We start from the raw sequence: 17,272 nt of genomic DNA, 5'->3' as shown, positions 1-17,272 counted from the left end.
AACATCAAATGACACTTCTTAAGTTTTAAATCATGCCTCAATAAAGGTGTATTCAATATTAGCAAATTTAACTTTATCCCCATTTCCTATCTGATATTCCTTGTTACTGTCGATTTTTGCCCCGTTTACGAAGGTTCCGTTTTTAGAGTTTAAATCCTTTATAAAGTACTGTCCTTCTATTTCTATAATCTCTGCATGTGTTCTACCTATGGAGTTATTTTCTAATAGGTAGTCCACGTAGTTTGGAAGTCTTCCGATGATAAAGTTGGACTTAGTTATCGTGACTTTGTCCATCATTCCGTTGTTCATTCTTTGAAGATATGCTATGCCTTGCTTTTCATCATCTAATATCTCCGTTTCATTCATGCTTACAGAAACTATACTTAAATCCTCTGAAGCCGCTATTTCTCTATATGATCCATTGATGTTGCTAAGCTCGTTAACATTGTATATTTCTCTTTTAGACATGTTGAGACTTTCTTTTTTCTTATATGTAGTAGGCTCAGTTTTTGATTTCCCCCTCCCACCTGATTTACCTATGTTTTTCTTTCTTACTTTCTCTTTTTTAATTTTCTTAGTTACCTTAACTTCCTTCATATTCTCTTTCTTGAAGAGGTTTTTAAAGAGTAAAATATCTATAGCCGTAACAATTATGGTAATACCACCATAGGCACTGATATCATCTCCAGCCATGCTCTTTATTGTATCCAATCCAAATACTATGGTTATGGCTATTATGATTTGGGATAAAACGGCTATTAGTATGTATTTAGTTTCATATTTTGTTTTTGCAATGACTTCTTCTTCCTCCTCTACTATCTCTATTGGAGCTGATTTTGCTCTTGACTTTTGATGCTTTATTGGTGTTATTTCCTTCTTCTCATAGTTTTTCTTAGGCTCTCTATTGCTATTAACTATATTTCTCTGAGGATTTGTTGCTTTAATATTTGATTGTTTCGGTTGTGACATCCGGTTCTCACTCTTTTTAGGTTTATCCTTTTCTAGATCCTTTAAAAAGTTATGAAAATCGAAGATATTAAAGATATCGTTTTTCAAATAGTTTAAGATTCTTTGCATGTAATTTCCCGTTGAATTTTCATCAATCTTAGCCGATGAAATAATCAGATCAACAAGAAAGCTCTTGAAACTGTTGTTGATGTCAGTATCTAAGGTTAAAGGTATGTACAACATGCTTATCTCAAGGTTGCTAGGATTGATATATATATATTCTTCATCAACAATGAAGCTATTGTCATATAAAAAATACTCTTTACTACTTAATAAAGTTTTTGTGATTCCCTTGAGTATATTGATAAACTCTTCTTCTTTGAGATTCTTTCTTTGTAAAAACTGAGATAATGTTAATGTTGAGGTGATGTTGTAGTATAGTCTAACTTCATCGTTCTTTTGTCTAGTATCAAGCCTAAGAATACCTTCACAGGAATTATTATTTAACATCTCAATCTGGTATTCTAAGATATTTTCACTAGAACTCATATTTAATACTATGTAGCTTGCTGTAGAATCATTTTCGTAATCAAATTTAAACCTTTTACAGATCATATCCTTCATTGTCGAGTCCTCCTTTGTTACTAATTAAAAACCATTATGAATATTGCGGCTGCCGATATAAATGGTGCAAATGGAATAGTTGTTTTTCTATTGGCAACTTTAAAGGTTAAAAGAATAAGTCCTGTTAATCCACTAAGCATTGTGGCCATAACCATTACCCCTAGTGTATTTTGAAGTCCTAAGAATAGACCTATACATGCAAATAGCTTTGCATCTCCCATTCCTACTGCACCCTTTGTAATAGTAGAAATTATTGCTATTATTCCTCCACAGACTACAAGCCCTAGTAATGCATTTATAAATGAAATATTATCGTTTAAAAACATAATAACAGTACCTAATGCAATTCCTAAAATCATCACTTTATCTGGTATGATTTTAGCTCTTATATCAACTATTGAAACCGTTAATAGAATGGAACTAAGAGCTATATATGTAAAAAAAGAAATAGAAAAACTATATTTTTTAAAAAGAAAGACATGTGTTAGCACTAAAAAAATATCAATCAATATCATAGGATTTTCTCTAAATTTCAAATATGAAAACCACTTCGAAATACTTTCTTCACTTTTTATAGGATATAAATACATTTTTACAATAATAGATACTATAATTGCCTCTATAAATATAAGTAGATATATCATTCTATTACTCCTCTACTGACTTTTCTTTTTACATATTTGGCATAGGGTATACCCCTCTTCAAGTGCCTCTTTTTTACTCTTTGTTACAACTTTTATATCTATATGTTTACAAGTCATATGATGGTAAACCTTCGTGTTTCCTCTTGTTTTATAGACTAAATAATTCGCCTTACCTTCTCCAGGTATAAACCAATTGCATTGTTTTAAACCCTTACTTTTTGCATCATCTAAATACAAAGCGTCTGCTGGATTATTTAATGCATCGCATGATGCATTAATATGATATCTTTTTTCAGATTCACTTGAATCTCTATCCAAACTTAGTAAGGTAACGTAAACATTTTCATCATTATCTTCCTCTTCACCATCATTTTCATCCTCACCTTCTCCAGAATAACCATCATCCCCTCCCATCCATGCCCTAGCAGTGGCTCTTTGAACTATTGGAATGTTACTAGTAAATTTTATGGGTAGTGGAATGTCCACATTATATTTAACTACTACATCTATATCTTCATTACTTTTAAAATAAGAGGATTTACTAAAATCTAATTTATCTATATCCAGACTTTTCAGCCTCTCATCAGTTAACCCATGCTTTTTTACATAGTATCCTATCAATTGATTCCCTATTGCAGTCTTTCCCTTGTCATATCCTATCTTAGCTATCAGGGCCGCTATACTTATCATTTCTCCCTTTGGATCCTCTGCAATATCCTCAATCACTGATTGAATTTCCCCTACATTTTCTTTGATATTCTGCCCATCGGAGCTTATCCCACTTATTGATTCCGATATCCCTTTAACATCTCCTCTTCCTACACCTTCATATACATTCTTTGAATCACTCTTTAACTGACCTACAGAATCATTTAACTCATTATAGCAATCGGTTATACTATCCAAATGTTCCTGGGATTTTTGCTTCTTTTCTTCAAGCTCACTATCAATAGTATTATCTATATTCTGAACACCACTTGTATAGTAAAGATAGCTTGATGAGGCCATCTCATTTACGGCCTCTGTAATAGCATGTTGGATTATTTCATGGGTATATACAATTTTTGTGAAAAATCCAATGGTTAATACTGCACAAATGAATATAGGTAAGACTATTGCAGCCTCTACCGTCAAAGAACCTCTTTGACCTTTATTAATAAAAGATTTCATAGTATCCCCTCTAATAGCCCTGATATATTTCTACCTTAAATTTGTGTCTATTGTCTTTGGTTTTAAATTCCTCAGGAATAAAGCTTTGGGTTAAGAACAGATATTTAATTGATACCACAGCCTCTATCCTAACATATGTATTAAGTTCATCTAGCCTTAACTCTTCATTTCCCGTAGAATTTCGCATATTAAGCTGAATTAGATCCTGTAGTCTTGTCATAGTCAGATCATCATCCTGAATTAATAGGAAAAATCTTAAATAATCTTGATATGATGTATCCATAAGATTTTTTTTCTGGGAAGAGGTCTTGTCACTATCATCTTTGTTTAAATTTACCTTAGATGACTCTTTCGCTCCACCCTTCAAATCTGTAGCCCAGTCATCTTCAGTTTTATATAGTGCTACCTCTCTACCGTCCTTTAATTCTTCCAAATCATAGGTTGCTTCAGCCATAGACCACCCTAATAGTATAAGGGTCTTAATAATTGGAATCCCTGCTCCACCTGTAAATACTCCTGCAACGACTGTGGCTGTTGTTCCAGCAATTTGATTTTTTTCTTGGCATAAAAATACATGTATTGAATTTAAAGCAAACCTAGTTACTAATATTTTAGAGTCCATCAGAGTTTGGTTCGTCTTCTCACTCCTGCTTCCGTTCAAAATATATTCCACTTCAGATCTTTCGAAGAATGATACTTGGCTAGATTTTTCTTTATGCCTCAGATTATACTTTTCGTCTTCATCAACTTCTGTTACATAATTCTTAAACATTCCCATAATGTACTCATTGATATAGATTTCGTCTCTAATGTTTTTAGGGTTTAAGTTCTTCGTTATATCTCCAAGAAAAGATAGTGCTGATTCACTAAATCCGAAATCTTCTTGCTTGTAAAACTCCACTTTTTCAATTTCTTCACCAGTATTCTTTCTCCAAAGAAACCCAAGACTACTCTCTCTATTTTCCTTATCTTTTTGTAGCTTTACTGTAGAAGGAAGTGAATTATAATCCTTATTATCTATCTTCTTAGATTCTTTGAAAAAATTCAAAATGACATTAGGCTTAATTTTTTCGTTAGCATTATTTTCACTTTTTTCACGAACATCGTATTTCTTATCGTCTTCTTCGCCTTCCTTCTCAATCTTATAATCGTATTGAACTTCACTATTATATTCCTTCAATTTTTTGCAAATATCTTCTTTAATATCTTCAACCTCATCAATCTTATCTGCACCCAAATTAATTTCAGCCAAACTCTGAGCTTTACTTGGGCTAATCTTCTTGAGTAGATCTACTGCATCATCTAGGTCTTTTTTATTATCTTCTAACTCCCTTATTATCTTTCCAAAGCCATTTATTTTGTCTCCGTCCTTACCTTCCTTCACAATGCCAAGAAGGTTCCCATGACTTTCTACTTCAGCACTAAGCTGATCATAGGCTTCGCTCATAATATTTTCTTTATTTTCTTCTAATCTCCCTTTGAATCCTTCTAAGTCTGTTTTTACGGAATCACTATTATTAACAAGATCATCAATTCTTGCTCTTGCTTCTTCATTAACTTTAGAATATCCTCCAATCTCACTAATTAGTTCATTATACTCCTCTCTCATGTCTTTCATAGTACCACTAATTCTTTTTTCTATTCTCTCTTTCTTCTCTGGATCAGTCGTATTTTTTAATTGCTCTTTCAAGTCTTTGTAATGCTCTATCAATCCTACATAATCACTTATTTTTGTAGTATACTTACCTTTATCCAAGCCCCTTACAAAATAGTCCACATCGTCCTTTTTAAATGTCCAAAACAAAAATTTGTAGGGTTCATAGGTTTCATACTCTCCATATATTTTTTTGTATATATCTCTCTGTATATTTTCTACCTTTTTTAGCCCCTTTTCCAAACTAATTTTTTCTTCATATACAGCCGATGTTGCCCCAGCCTTTTTAAACATCTCTAATTTATTAATAAAATCCTCTACAAATCCTTTAGGTGCTCTGTATTTCATATATTCTAGAACCTGCTGTCTTGTAACTGGATTTTCTGTTAAGTTAAAAATCGGTTCTACCGATATACTCTCTATTTCATAATCGTATAAGTCCAGGTATTCTTCTTCCTCTAAACTTTCTTCATTAATCATCAAATTCTTATTTATATACTCTACTATTGTCTCCTTAAGCTCTTCCTCGTCATTTTCATTCAAAGCAAACAGCCCATATTGTTCCTTTAAGGGCGTGTAATATCCAGCAAGGGAAGAACGAACTGAGGTTTCTACAGCTCTTTCTATTTGAGGACCTGCAATATTTATTCTAGCTGCATCTACTATTACTCCAGCTAAGGTAATCATAATCAGTAATATGATACTTAGAAAAACAGTTATTGCACCATCCTGCCCCCTTCTTCTCAATTCGTATTCCCCCCTATTTTTTCAAAAAACTTTTCAATGTTTTCATTAATTTTCTCCATTGTTTCCTTAAATCTATCTAAAACCTTTTCTGTCTTTTCAAATTCACTTAATGTATCCGTTATAAAATCTGTGTTTCGAATAAATTCCATTGGATCGTTTATTACAGCTTTAGAATGGACACTTATATTATAGGTATCACCTAAACCAAAAATTTTTAAATTATCTCCTAATGGAATCTTATATGAATTGCTGATTACTACATTTAGTTCCTTATATACAATATAATCCTTGAGCCAAATATCTATATTATCCTTGTTATTTTCTATATCATTATCACTTATTTCAGATATTTCTCCTTCTAAAATGTTGTTTTTCTTCAGTTTATCTAAAGCATATCTTTTTAAAATTTCAATTTTATCCTTTTCCTTAGTTCTAAAAATTCTCCAATATAGATCAGTATCTAGCAATTCTTCCGACCTTTGCAGTTCACCAGTTTCTAACCTATGAATATCAGAGTTTTCATTCATTTTAGATATATTGCTCCAACATGCTGCACCTCTTTCAGCAACATTGTTTGCAATAGAATTGAGATAGGCATGTTGATATAGTAAAATACATATATATACAACTGTTACGATTGCTAAAATTATTATTGGAAATATTAGTGAGGCTTCAACGGTTAGACTTCCTGAGTTATTTCTTAAGCATTTATATATTTTCTTCATACAGCTCCAATCCTTTAAAGAGAAGCATATAAACAATGTTATATGCTTCTTCTTATCTATCTAGTAATACTCATAAAACAATTCTTTGCTCTCTTAATTTTCTTTGATTATTGTCTCATCTACATCGCTTGGATTAATCTCATTTCCATCTATTTTTTTAAATATATTTTTAACAAAATTTACTATGTTTGTTTTGAAAAGTAATGCCAAACCTACTAATACAGCAATAAGCAAAACTATCTCAACTGTCCCAAGACCATCCTCTTCCTTCAAAAAGTCTCTTAGTATTTTCATCATTTACTTCACCCCCTTTCAAGCATATGTCCTTCTACAATCCCCTCAACTGTAAAATCGCCGGTGTTAACACAATAATCAAAATTGCAACAAACATAACCATCATTGGAAAAAGCAGCTTTGAACTGGCTTCTTCCCCTAGCTTTTTTGCTTCATTTTTACGCATCTCCCAACAGTCACTTCCTTGAACTCTGAGTATCATTACAAGCTCAGCATTACCCTTTCTAAGATTTTGAAGAACTATTGAAACAAACTTAGATATCTCTGGTGTTCTACATCTTCTTGCGAAGTCTTCGTATGCCTCGGACTGTGATTTTCCACCCTTCATGTCAAGCCAAACCCTTTCAAGGTCATCATATAGGGGTCTATCGCTTTTATTAGTGGTAACAATTTTCTCCCATGCCCTTTCAACAGTCATCCCAGCATCAATTAAGAGTGTGAGCTTGTTTAAAAAATCTGGGAAGTCTATTCGTATCATTCTATATTTCTTCTTTATTTTTTCATGCAAATCTCTATCTGGGCCATATATAACAGCTCCAAGTATTGCTATACTCATGAAGATAAAGCCAGAGCTAAATTCCCCTATTCCTGCACCAAATAGTCCTATTACCAATAGGCCTACTAATGAGTATCCTATTTTATTTCCCCAGTGAATTTCTATATAGTATTTCGCGTTCTTTATCCCATACAATTGAGATATACTGGCATAAAGTCTTCTATCATACTTTGTGTTGTATTTATAATCTACAGCCTCCATTAAGTAGAGCCCCATTGGTATAAAACTCTTTAATGGATATTCCTTTTTATCTAATGGCTCAATAAAATCGTCGTATTTTCCCTTTGATAATAGATATAAAGCTAGAAATATCAGCAAAGGAACTATAAAAGCAAATATCATATTTACACCTCAATATCCATTATCTTTTTTGATATCACATAGGCTGTTCCTAAAAGGATTATGGAAACTGTCATCATAGCTCGTCCAAATGTTGTATTAAAAACAGGCTCCATATAATCAGAAGCATTCGATGATAAGATTAAAATAAGTCCTATTGGAATGATATTTAAGAGCTTCTGTTCAAATTTTTTCTCTGCAAGCATAGTTTCAATATCATTTTTAATATGTATTTTATCGGCGATTACCTTCGAAGTATTTTTTATAATCTCTACAATATTTCCACCGGTTCTTTTACTTGTGGCAAAAACATCTACAAAGTTGCTTACATCCTCCATATGGGCTCTACTAGCAAAATCCATAAGGGCATCTTCTACGGTTTCATTCATATCAAGTTTTATAATGATGTACTGAAATTCTCTAATTATATATGTATCTGGCACAGGATAAAGTATAATCAGGTCCTTTAAACAATCTTTAAAAGCCATCTCTATTGACTTACCTGCCGATAGAGATGATGATAGTGCATATAAAGCCTCTTTAAATTGGAGGTTGAGTTCATTCTTTCTTTTTCTGATAATTTCTCTAGTTCTAAGCTTTGGATATAATATTGCTAAGGGTGTTAGTAAAGCCGAAATGATGTAACTTCTATAAAAGATGAATCCAACTATATAGATGGCTGTGGCAGCAATCACTATATAGAATATCCTCTCTTTTATAGTCATAATATAAATATCGTAATCAATAGGACCGTCATTCCTATATTCTACTTCCTTACCTTTGGCATGCTTTTCTTTGCTTACTTGAGCTTTTCTATTTTTCTCAATAAGAAAAAATATACCCAGAGCTAACAAGGGTGCCATAACTACTATTAAAGCTACTAACATTTCTCTCACCTCATACTTCTAAAAAAATACCTGCCATCTTAAACTTTAGAGTGTTTTGCATTTTGTTATTGGTTCTTCTTAATGCCCCAATTATTTTCTTATCCTCTGTCTCTCCATCTTCTTCAAATTTGAAAAGTGGATTAACCTGTACTTCACCATCTTTATATTCTAATACCTCAGATATTTCTAGAACTCTCCTTGATCTATCCCTTAATCTACCTAAATGTATTATGATATCAATGGCAGATGCAATTTGATGTCTAATGGCATCTAATGGTATTGAAGCACCACTTAAAACCATTGTTTCCAGCCTTCTAAGCATATCATTGGTGGAATTGGCATGTCCCGTGGAAAGGGATCCGTCGTGACCTGTATTCATAGCTTGAAGCATGTCCAAGGCTTCTGCTCCACGAACCTCTCCAACTACTATTCTATCGGGCCTCATCCTCAGAGAAGCCTTTATTAAATCCTTTACAGTTATTTCTCCCTTCCCTTCGGTGTTAGCATCTCTAGTTTCCATCTTTACAATATTAGGAACATTTACTATCTGTAGTTCTGCAGAATCCTCTATAGTTATAATCCTCTCATCTGATGGAATAAAGTTTGATAGTGCATTTAAAAATGTAGTTTTCCCTGATCCTGTTCCTCCACAGATAAAAACATTGTACTTTGCTACTATCATACGTCGTAGAATCTCTGCTGCTTCATCGTTTAATGATTCATATCTAATTAAATCATCTATAGTCATAGGTTTTTCTGGAAATTTTCTTATTGTCAAAATAGGTCCGTTAAGGGCTATTGGTGGCAAAACTGCGTTAACCCTTGATCCATCTGGTAGTCTGGCATCTGCAGTTGGTGAGGATTCATTTATTGTCCTATTCACCTTTGCAACAATAGATTGTATGATATTTTCCAGCTTTTTTTCATCTTCAAAGGCAGCATCAAGCTTTATAACCCTACCCTTTCTTTCAATGAAAATATTCTTAGGACCATTTATCATAATTTCAGTAATGGATTTATCCTCAATTAGGGGTTGTAATATATCTAAGCGTCGCATTGAATTAAATATGATTCTTATTATTTCTTGTTTCTCAGTTACAGTCATATAATATTCTTTAGACTTTTCAAAAACGGCATCTGTAATTGTATTCTCAATGTCTTCATCGGTTGGATCAGTTTTGAAATCAATATTCTCACTAACAATCATTTTTATATCTTTTATAAATTTATCTCTTATATGTGCATCCATGGACCTGCTCCTTATTCCCTATTTTAATTCAACAATATAGCTTTTACATTTTATCCTTAATATTTTCCTCTACCTGTCTTAATAAATTATCAATACCTTCTCTATATTTACTCTTTAATTCTTTGCTATAATTACTGTTGTGAACAGTAATAGGCTCATGTACCATTGGTATTTTTACTTCTTTGGATTTTCCATTAAGCTTTAATGTCTTTACTCGTGGCGTATTGTTTGCTCCATACTTGTTCAGCGCGATAGTTATCTTTTCTAATAAATCTACCTTATTTCTTTTTGAAAATATGTCTAATTCCTTCATAAAACAATCTACCCTCATCATTGCTAAGCTGTCATGGGGGTTAACCAATATAATCTGATCACTAGACTTTAATGTAGAAAGGTTCCTCTCATCTATATCCGATGACATATCAACAACAATCAGATCATAATTATTGGATATCTTCAGCTCATAAAGTAATGATTTAATTTCATCAGGACTTGTCTCATTCAAATCCATAATATTATCTGGAGGCGAAAAATAGTGGATATTATACTGAAAATCAGTATTTCTGATTCCTTCAATTTTCATTGTAATATTCTTTTTATTTTCTTTTATGTAATACAACATATTTGAAAAGTTCTGCCTTGTTTCACAATTAAAATAGTATGGTGTAGATTGAATATCCTCTAAATTTAGATAAAATACTGTTTTCCCACCCTCAGCAGCTTTGATACCAAGGCCTATAGCAATACTAGTTTTTCCGCAGCCTCCTATAGGAGAATAAATAGCAACAACCTTAGTCCCTTTTTCTCCATCTACAATACAGTATTTATTTGGATTTCTTTCAGCAAAACAATCTATTATATTGCTTACTAGCCTATCTCCTTTTTGATATTTATTAATTACATCCCAATCATTAATTTCCATATCAAATATTCCCCGTGACAATATTATTGGTGTATTAACCATTTCATCTGGAAATGAATCAGTATACCATTCAGGGCACAAAAGAAGAATATCAATCTTTTTCTTATTTTTAGAAAAGTAGTCAAACAGAAAGTCCTGCTTTGTAAAGCATGTAACCTGAAATCTCTGGGAGTGGTTATTAGTTATGTAGTTTGCTATACTTTCAACATAGGCCTCATCCATATCTGCGATTATTAAATGTAGTTTAGCCATATAATGTCCTCCTTGTTTAGGAAGTTTCCATTTTATCTATTATAATAATACTTTGGCTAATTATTCCATTAATAGATAATATAGAAATATATTACTACATAATAATGCCGCTTTCAATATTTTTTTACATAATTAGTTATTTTTTTACGCAATTGTATATTTTATGAAGAATTTTGTCGATTTTTCCAATATTGTGTCACTTGTTTTTTTACCATTAAAATTCCACCTGTAAATGTTCTTTACACAGATTTTGACTAAGTCAACAAGATAACAGGCTTTTGAGAAAATTGAAATTCAAGTTGCACTGAAAGCAAGATCCCACAGCGTATACAGACATACGTAAAGGTTCTTGATTTAAGTAAAACCCAATAAATTTGAATTTCTCAAAAGCCTGTGTAAATGTTGTTTACCATTTTCTTGCAGATATGTTTGATATTGTATTTCTATCTTTAAGGCCATTAAACTCTTCGGATGGTAATTCGTCAATTACTATTACAGCACTTTCTCCTACACCCAGCCATTCATATAAGAATTTTGCATGACTTGTATTATTTCTCACACATCCATGGGATAAAGGAGTCGTACCTATTGTGCTTGAAGTTTCACTGGCACGGGGCTTTATTCTTTTGCCGTCCACATATCTAAAATTTGTAGGTATGCCGTGAATGTACATCCCTCCAGTAAACCGCACCGCATAGGGAGCATATCCAGCGATTTTTTTCGTTCCATCGCCATAATATAAAAAACTAGGTTTCTTTTCTATTGCCATATAATAACCTAAAGGAGTTTTTAATCTATATCTACCTTTCTTTCCCGTTGTAGCTAAACCGTAGGAAACTAGGTTCCACTTACCGTCACTATATTCAAAAACGGTTTCATTTTGATTTTTCCTATCAACCACAACAACTTTTTTCAATTCTTCTATAGAATTCTTGAAGGATACATACTTCTTAGGTACCCAGTAGTTTCCTTCAAAGTTTAAACCACTTACCTTTAAAAAGTTATCACGTTCTTCTAATACACTTAATATTGTTCCATCCGGAATATATCTAAATACAGACTTATAATCTGGAGTCATGTATGCAGGAGCAGATTGATATCGCCTTGTCCCATAATCATCTACCGATTTTCCTTTGCATAAAGGAGCTGAACCGCTTCTATTTTTATAGTTGGAAATATAGGCAGTTTGATTCTTATCGGTCGTTGCTTTTAATTTATCTAGTAATCTCTCTACTTCATTTACTCTAAAGCTTCTTGCTTCTCCCAGCTTGTCAATCATATATCCATGTACTATTTCACCTTTGTCTTCCCAATAGACCTTATACCATATATCACTGTCAAATTTCTCTATATACTGACCCTTAACGGCTTTTCCTAAGTTAATTTTTTCATTTCTTCTAGATTTTTTCAAAACCATAGACTCTAATGTTGGCTCTTTTCTTATATTTGCACTTTTACCCGATACCACTACATAGCTAAAATCTATGGGATATTTTTCATATTTGATATTTATAGGAAAATCAGAAGAGCTTTTTGTATTGAATACTTCTACAATGTCATATTTTCCATCTTCCTTCATAACTTCTTCAACAACTTGTTCCTCAATTGCTTCATCTTCCTCAAGCACATCTTCCCCATTAATATTTTTCCTAGGCTCCTCTATTTCTGCAGCGTTATCTTCAATATTTACTATGTCTTCTCTCTCACTATTCTCATCTTGACTTTCCGATTCATTGTTGATTTCATCCTCTGCAGTACTAACCTCATGGACTTTTTCTTCTACACCATTGCTTATGTTCTTAGAATCAACATCATCGGCCTTTATGGAATCGCAAGACCCGTACATTAATAGACATATTAATAAAACCCCTAGCCCGTACATCAAATAGTTTTTATTCATTTGCGTCCTCCCTATTAAATAATCCTATTTATTCCCATAATAATTCTATGATGTAAGGGCTATAAAGATTCTTTTCTTTTAAACGGAATTTTACTATTCATTTTCATTTATTAATCGCTTTTGTGGATAACTTCTCAAAAAAAAGAAAAAATCCACAGACTTAGTGGAATTTTCTTAAAATTGTGGATTTTCGCTTATTAAACCCTGATTAATTTCAATTTATTTTTTAATTATAGGTATCCATACCTCGCATTTATAATCTTCTGCATTGATATCTCCTGGTAAATAAACCTCTAGCTCTGGAGCCTCCGCATGTTCATATTTTGTTGCTGGAAACCACTCGGCAAATATTTTATGCCAAACGTTTTGTATTGCATCGGGCATCGGCCCTATACTTTCAAATATAGCCCAAGTGCAGCTCGGCACATCGGCTACTACGTAGTCGTCTATTGCTTCGATTTTACTACCTTCAATTGCTATCAAATAATCGAATTCTTCTTGTTCTCTATCATAATTAGTGCACACTCCCATAACTCCAAGGCTTCCAGATTCTTCGAATAGTTTTCCACATACACCACTCTCATTTACTTCCTGCCAAAACTTTGGTATTATCTTAAAGTTTTCACTATTTTTTGTTGTTATCCTTCTAGATAATCCAGCTATCTTAAAACCTTCTTTCTCAACTATCCTATAATTCATTCTATTCTCTCCCTTAACAGTTATTTGAAAGGATAAGGGTGGAATTGCCTTGAGACTTTTCCCTTTTTTCCGTGCTGTCGATGGAGAAATTCCGTGAAGCTTTTTAAATGCCTTTGAGAAAGCCTCTGGAGTTTCATAACTATACTTAAATGCAATATCAATAACCTTCATATCAGTTAACATTATATCCTTTGCAGCAAGAGAAAGCCTTCTTTGCCTGATATACTCTTTTAATGTCATTCCAGTAATCATATAAAAGGTTCTAATAAAATGAAATTTAGACGCATACGCTACCTTTGCAATATCTTCTGAGCTTATATCATTTTCAATATTTTCTTCTATGAAGTCTAGGGCATTATTCATATTGGCAATCCAGTTCATTCTCCAACATCCTTTCTAATAAAAGAATACCATTAAGGAAGATTTCCTTCCTGTCTTATAGTGCTATGTATTGACAGATTGATAATATAATTTTTGTACCTCTTAATTATTAATTATATAATAGAGTTTCATAGTTATCTTCTCAAGTTATCATTATAGTTTATTTTAGCAATAGAAAAACCTTCTGAGAATATGCTACTCAAAAGGTCATTAAGACTTCACTTATTTTATTTGCTCCTTTGTCTCTTCTAAGACTTGATTAAGTCTTCTATAGTCCTCTTCGCTTATTAATCCATCTAGCCTTTCTTCGTAATTAGAAATCCCCTTTTCTACGGGAAGGATTCTATAATCCAATCTATTTTTGTAGTATGATCGGTCTACCCAGGTAGGTACAAACGAATAGTCTTCGATATTGGTTTCCTTTGTTTCAAAGTTCTTTTCAATATTTAGGATAGTAATTAGACCACTATCGGTGTATCTTTTCCTTTGATTTGATATAAAATTACCCTGTGAATAAATCACAAAACAGTTTTTGTTTTCCCCATTTACTCTTTTAACCTCTTTAAAATCCACTGGTTGTATAACATGTGGATGGCTTCCAAGAACTATATCTACTCCATTTTCAAAGAGAAAATCCACTAGATCCTCTTGATTTTTATTCTGCTTTCTCTGGTATTCTTGTCCAAAATGAAGACTAAAAATTATTAAATCTGCCTCTTGTTCCATTGCTTTATTTATATCACTAAGCATTTTTTCCCTATTTATTATATTGACAGCACTTGGATTTTCCTTTGGAATTGATATGCCATTGGTACCGTATGTGTAGTTCATAATCGCTATTTTAATGCCCTTCACATCTTCAATCAGAATATCTTCCTGCTCTTTATCGTTTCGGTATGTGCCGGTATGTCTTAGTTGTAGTTTATCCAGTTCATTTAAGGTTGCAACTATGCCATGATTTCTTCTATCTAAGGAGTGATTATTGGCTGTAGTAATAATATCAAAGCCTGCTTCTTTTAAAGCTGTTCCTAATGCCTTAGGCGTATTAAATTGTGGATACCCACTATATTTTTTTTCTGGGCCTGAAAATGTAGTTTCTAAATTTGCTATCGCTATATCAGCACCTTCTATATATTGTTTCACATCTATAAACCAAGATGTGAAATCATATTTTTCATCTTTATATACGGATCTATATTGCGGTGAGTGACACATTATATCTCCTACTGAAGCTATCTGTATCCTTTCTATTCTAGACTCTCTTGCTTTTTCTAATTCCTTAGCAATACCTTTGTCCACAAGCTCATTAAAGCTCTTAAACTCATCATTCTCCAATATTAACTGATAAACTTGATCATTCTTTAAATTTCTATTAAGATTTACTTCTCCCTCCTTTGGAGAGACTACACTTGTAAAAACCATGATTGATAAAATTATCTTTGTCATAATAGCTTTTTCAATCAAACCCTTTGCCCCCTTGTTTACGTTAAGTTAGTAGGAATACTTTTTTATTCTTAATTGAATCTTCAAAACTTAAGCATAAAAAAAGCCCCTATAACAAAGGGTATTCTTACTCTTACTAGAAAATTACCAATTAGTAATAAAACTACAGAAATCAAAATTTAGATTATAAATACGTTCTATATAGAAAAAATAATAAAGCACTCCACCTTCATTTTATTAAAGGTAGAGTGCCAGGTAGAAACTCTTATTGACAAGGTCTTGTATTATTTTCTTTCAATGCAGTAGCTGTTATACTCTTATATGGTATTTCAAAAACTACACCTTGAGACATCTCTAATTCTACTATTTCTATAGTATAGATACAACCAGAATCATTTAACGGAATCTCACAATCACATTGTGCTAAAACAGTAGGAGAATTATCAAAAAATCTAAAGAACTCCAATCCATCTTCAAAACTCAAGTCAAGTAGAAAATCCCATTCATTTAAAACTTTTTTGGTATCAAAGTTATTACATTGTCTTGTTAATCTATACTTGATTCTTAATAGCCTAGTAAGCACATCTATTCCAAAAAAATCAATCGTGATAAAAGAGGAGTAGGTAATATCTACACATGGGTTCTTAATATCATTTGGATCTATCTTTACTTCAGCTAGCTTTACTGGCCTATCATTTTTAGTAATGCATCTATTTAAATCTGGATTAAATGTCTTCCCGCATTTTAGAATTGGCAAATCACTTGAATTCTCATCCAAGCGACGTCCTGTATAAACTTTGGCAGTAATGCCTTGGTTAACTATTTCAAAGGTCGTATTTACAGTGACTATCCTTATTAATTGTACTGTATAATTAAATATTTCCCCATCAGGATGATTTAATTCGTCACAAAACTTGTATACAACAGGTTCATTGATTTCTGCTTTTTGTGGCGTTCCCGATTGAAGCTCTCTCTGAAATATCCATTGATCTAATATTTTGATCTTACCTGTCTTTATATTCTTTCGAACTAATCTATATACTAATGTTAGTAAAGGGTTTACCCCTATCTCAACTACTGTTTGTATTCTTTCAGTAAAACTGGTATAGGTTAAATTAACAATTGGTGACTTAAGAAGACTTGTATCAATTGTAACAGAGGCTAGTTCAATCGGCTTCTGAATGGGATTTAACTCATCGGGTAATTTTGGGTTAAAGACCTTACCACATTTAATAAAAGCAACTTCTTGTTTCATTATAATTTGTACCTCCTTAGAAAGTTTATAAATTATCTTAGTTTGAGTTTTCATTGAGTGTACGATTTGTATAACTAAAGGTCTTTTCTAAAGTTCCAATGTTGTTGACACAAATCTCTTATCGCTTATATCATAATAAGAACCAGGTAATGTGGTCACTTCTATTAATTGAAAAATATAAGTAAAACATCCTTTTTTATAAGGATCTAGTTCATCACAGAAATTAATAACTAAGGGTTCACGATTTTCTGTACTTAAAGAAAAACCACTACTTTCAGCAGCATCTTCAGATATTACAGCTATTATACTTGTGCTCCACTCCCATGTTTCTAATATTTCTGTTGTTCTATTGTTTACTCTTAATAATCTGAATATTAGCCTTACTAATGTTTCTGGTTCACAAAAAATTGTATCAACGGTACATGAGAGATTCACTTCAACGTTTGTTTTTACATTATTTTGCTTCTGTACATGAAGGGTAGCTAGTTTTATAGGTGGTTCTTGCCTAGTTAATTGATTAGGAAGTGTAGGATCAAATATTTCACCACATTGGAAAATTTGCTTTGTACATTTTTCTGACATT

General features: G+C 32.4%; 15 protein-coding genes. All 15 read right to left on the bottom strand.

The window, feature by feature from the left end:
• Positions 1-30 precede the first annotated feature (30 nt).
• A complete protein-coding gene (locus R9X47_RS22005; protein ID WP_432663228.1) occupies positions 31-1,572 on the bottom strand; it encodes a DUF6382 domain-containing protein in 1,542 nt (513 codons plus the stop codon).
• Between the two features lie 20 nt (positions 1,573-1,592).
• Positions 1,593-2,216, bottom strand: coding sequence for a prepilin peptidase (locus R9X47_RS22000; RefSeq protein ID WP_432663227.1), 624 nt, complete (start codon positions 2,214-2,216; stop codon positions 1,593-1,595).
• A 12-nt stretch (positions 2,217-2,228) separates the two neighbouring features.
• Positions 2,229-3,386, bottom strand: coding sequence for a TadE/TadG family type IV pilus assembly protein (locus R9X47_RS21995; protein WP_432663226.1), 1,158 nt, complete (start codon positions 3,384-3,386; stop codon positions 2,229-2,231).
• Between the two features lie 10 nt (positions 3,387-3,396).
• A complete protein-coding gene (locus R9X47_RS21990; protein WP_432663225.1) occupies positions 3,397-5,787 on the bottom strand; it encodes a DUF5702 domain-containing protein in 2,391 nt (796 codons plus the stop codon).
• On the bottom strand, positions 5,784-6,512 hold the full coding sequence (locus R9X47_RS21985) for a TadE/TadG family type IV pilus assembly protein (protein ID WP_432663224.1): 729 nt from the start codon (positions 6,510-6,512) through the stop codon (positions 5,784-5,786). Before R9X47_RS21985 ends, R9X47_RS21990 begins: the two co-directional genes overlap by 4 nt.
• A gap of 93 nt (positions 6,513-6,605) precedes the next feature.
• Positions 6,606-6,809 (bottom strand): Flp1 family type IVb pilin, encoded by a 204-nt coding sequence (locus R9X47_RS21980; protein WP_432663223.1) that lies wholly within the window; start codon positions 6,807-6,809, stop codon positions 6,606-6,608.
• Positions 6,810-6,840: 31 nt separating this feature from the next.
• Positions 6,841-7,704 carry a type II secretion system F family protein gene (locus R9X47_RS21975; RefSeq protein WP_432663222.1) on the bottom strand — a complete coding sequence of 288 codons (864 nt, stop codon included), beginning with the start codon at positions 7,702-7,704 and terminating at the stop codon, positions 6,841-6,843.
• A 2-nt stretch (positions 7,705-7,706) separates the two neighbouring features.
• A complete protein-coding gene (locus R9X47_RS21970; RefSeq protein ID WP_432663221.1) occupies positions 7,707-8,588 on the bottom strand; it encodes a type II secretion system F family protein in 882 nt (293 codons plus the stop codon).
• A 10-nt stretch (positions 8,589-8,598) separates the two neighbouring features.
• Positions 8,599-9,837 carry a CpaF family protein gene (locus R9X47_RS21965; RefSeq protein WP_432663220.1) on the bottom strand — a complete coding sequence of 413 codons (1,239 nt, stop codon included), beginning with the start codon at positions 9,835-9,837 and terminating at the stop codon, positions 8,599-8,601.
• 43 nt (positions 9,838-9,880) lie between these two features.
• On the bottom strand, positions 9,881-11,011 hold the full coding sequence (locus R9X47_RS21960) for an AAA family ATPase (RefSeq protein WP_432663219.1): 1,131 nt from the start codon (positions 11,009-11,011) through the stop codon (positions 9,881-9,883).
• 406 nt (positions 11,012-11,417) lie between these two features.
• On the bottom strand, positions 11,418-12,911 hold the full coding sequence (locus R9X47_RS21955) for a L,D-transpeptidase family protein (RefSeq protein WP_432663218.1): 1,494 nt from the start codon (positions 12,909-12,911) through the stop codon (positions 11,418-11,420).
• Positions 12,912-13,130: 219 nt separating this feature from the next.
• Complete coding sequence (locus R9X47_RS21950) at positions 13,131-13,991, bottom strand: AraC family transcriptional regulator (protein ID WP_432663217.1); 861 nt, start codon at positions 13,989-13,991, stop codon at positions 13,131-13,133.
• A 222-nt stretch (positions 13,992-14,213) separates the two neighbouring features.
• A complete protein-coding gene (locus tag R9X47_RS21945) occupies positions 14,214-15,455 on the bottom strand; it encodes a CapA family protein (RefSeq protein WP_432663216.1) in 1,242 nt (413 codons plus the stop codon).
• 244 nt (positions 15,456-15,699) lie between these two features.
• Complete coding sequence (locus R9X47_RS21940) at positions 15,700-16,689, bottom strand: DUF4489 domain-containing protein (protein WP_432663215.1); 990 nt, start codon at positions 16,687-16,689, stop codon at positions 15,700-15,702.
• An 87-nt stretch (positions 16,690-16,776) separates the two neighbouring features.
• On the bottom strand, positions 16,777-17,271 hold the full coding sequence (locus tag R9X47_RS21935) for a hypothetical protein (protein WP_432663214.1): 495 nt from the start codon (positions 17,269-17,271) through the stop codon (positions 16,777-16,779).
• Position 17,272: the final 1 nt, after the last annotated feature.

Source organism: Wukongibacter baidiensis, assembly GCF_050888315.1.
GTDB classification, from domain to species: Bacteria; Bacillota; Clostridia; order Peptostreptococcales; family Caminicellaceae; genus Wukongibacter; species Wukongibacter baidiensis.
The sequence above is the reverse complement of the archived record's forward strand: the minus strand, read 5'-3'. Positions and strand labels throughout refer to the sequence as shown.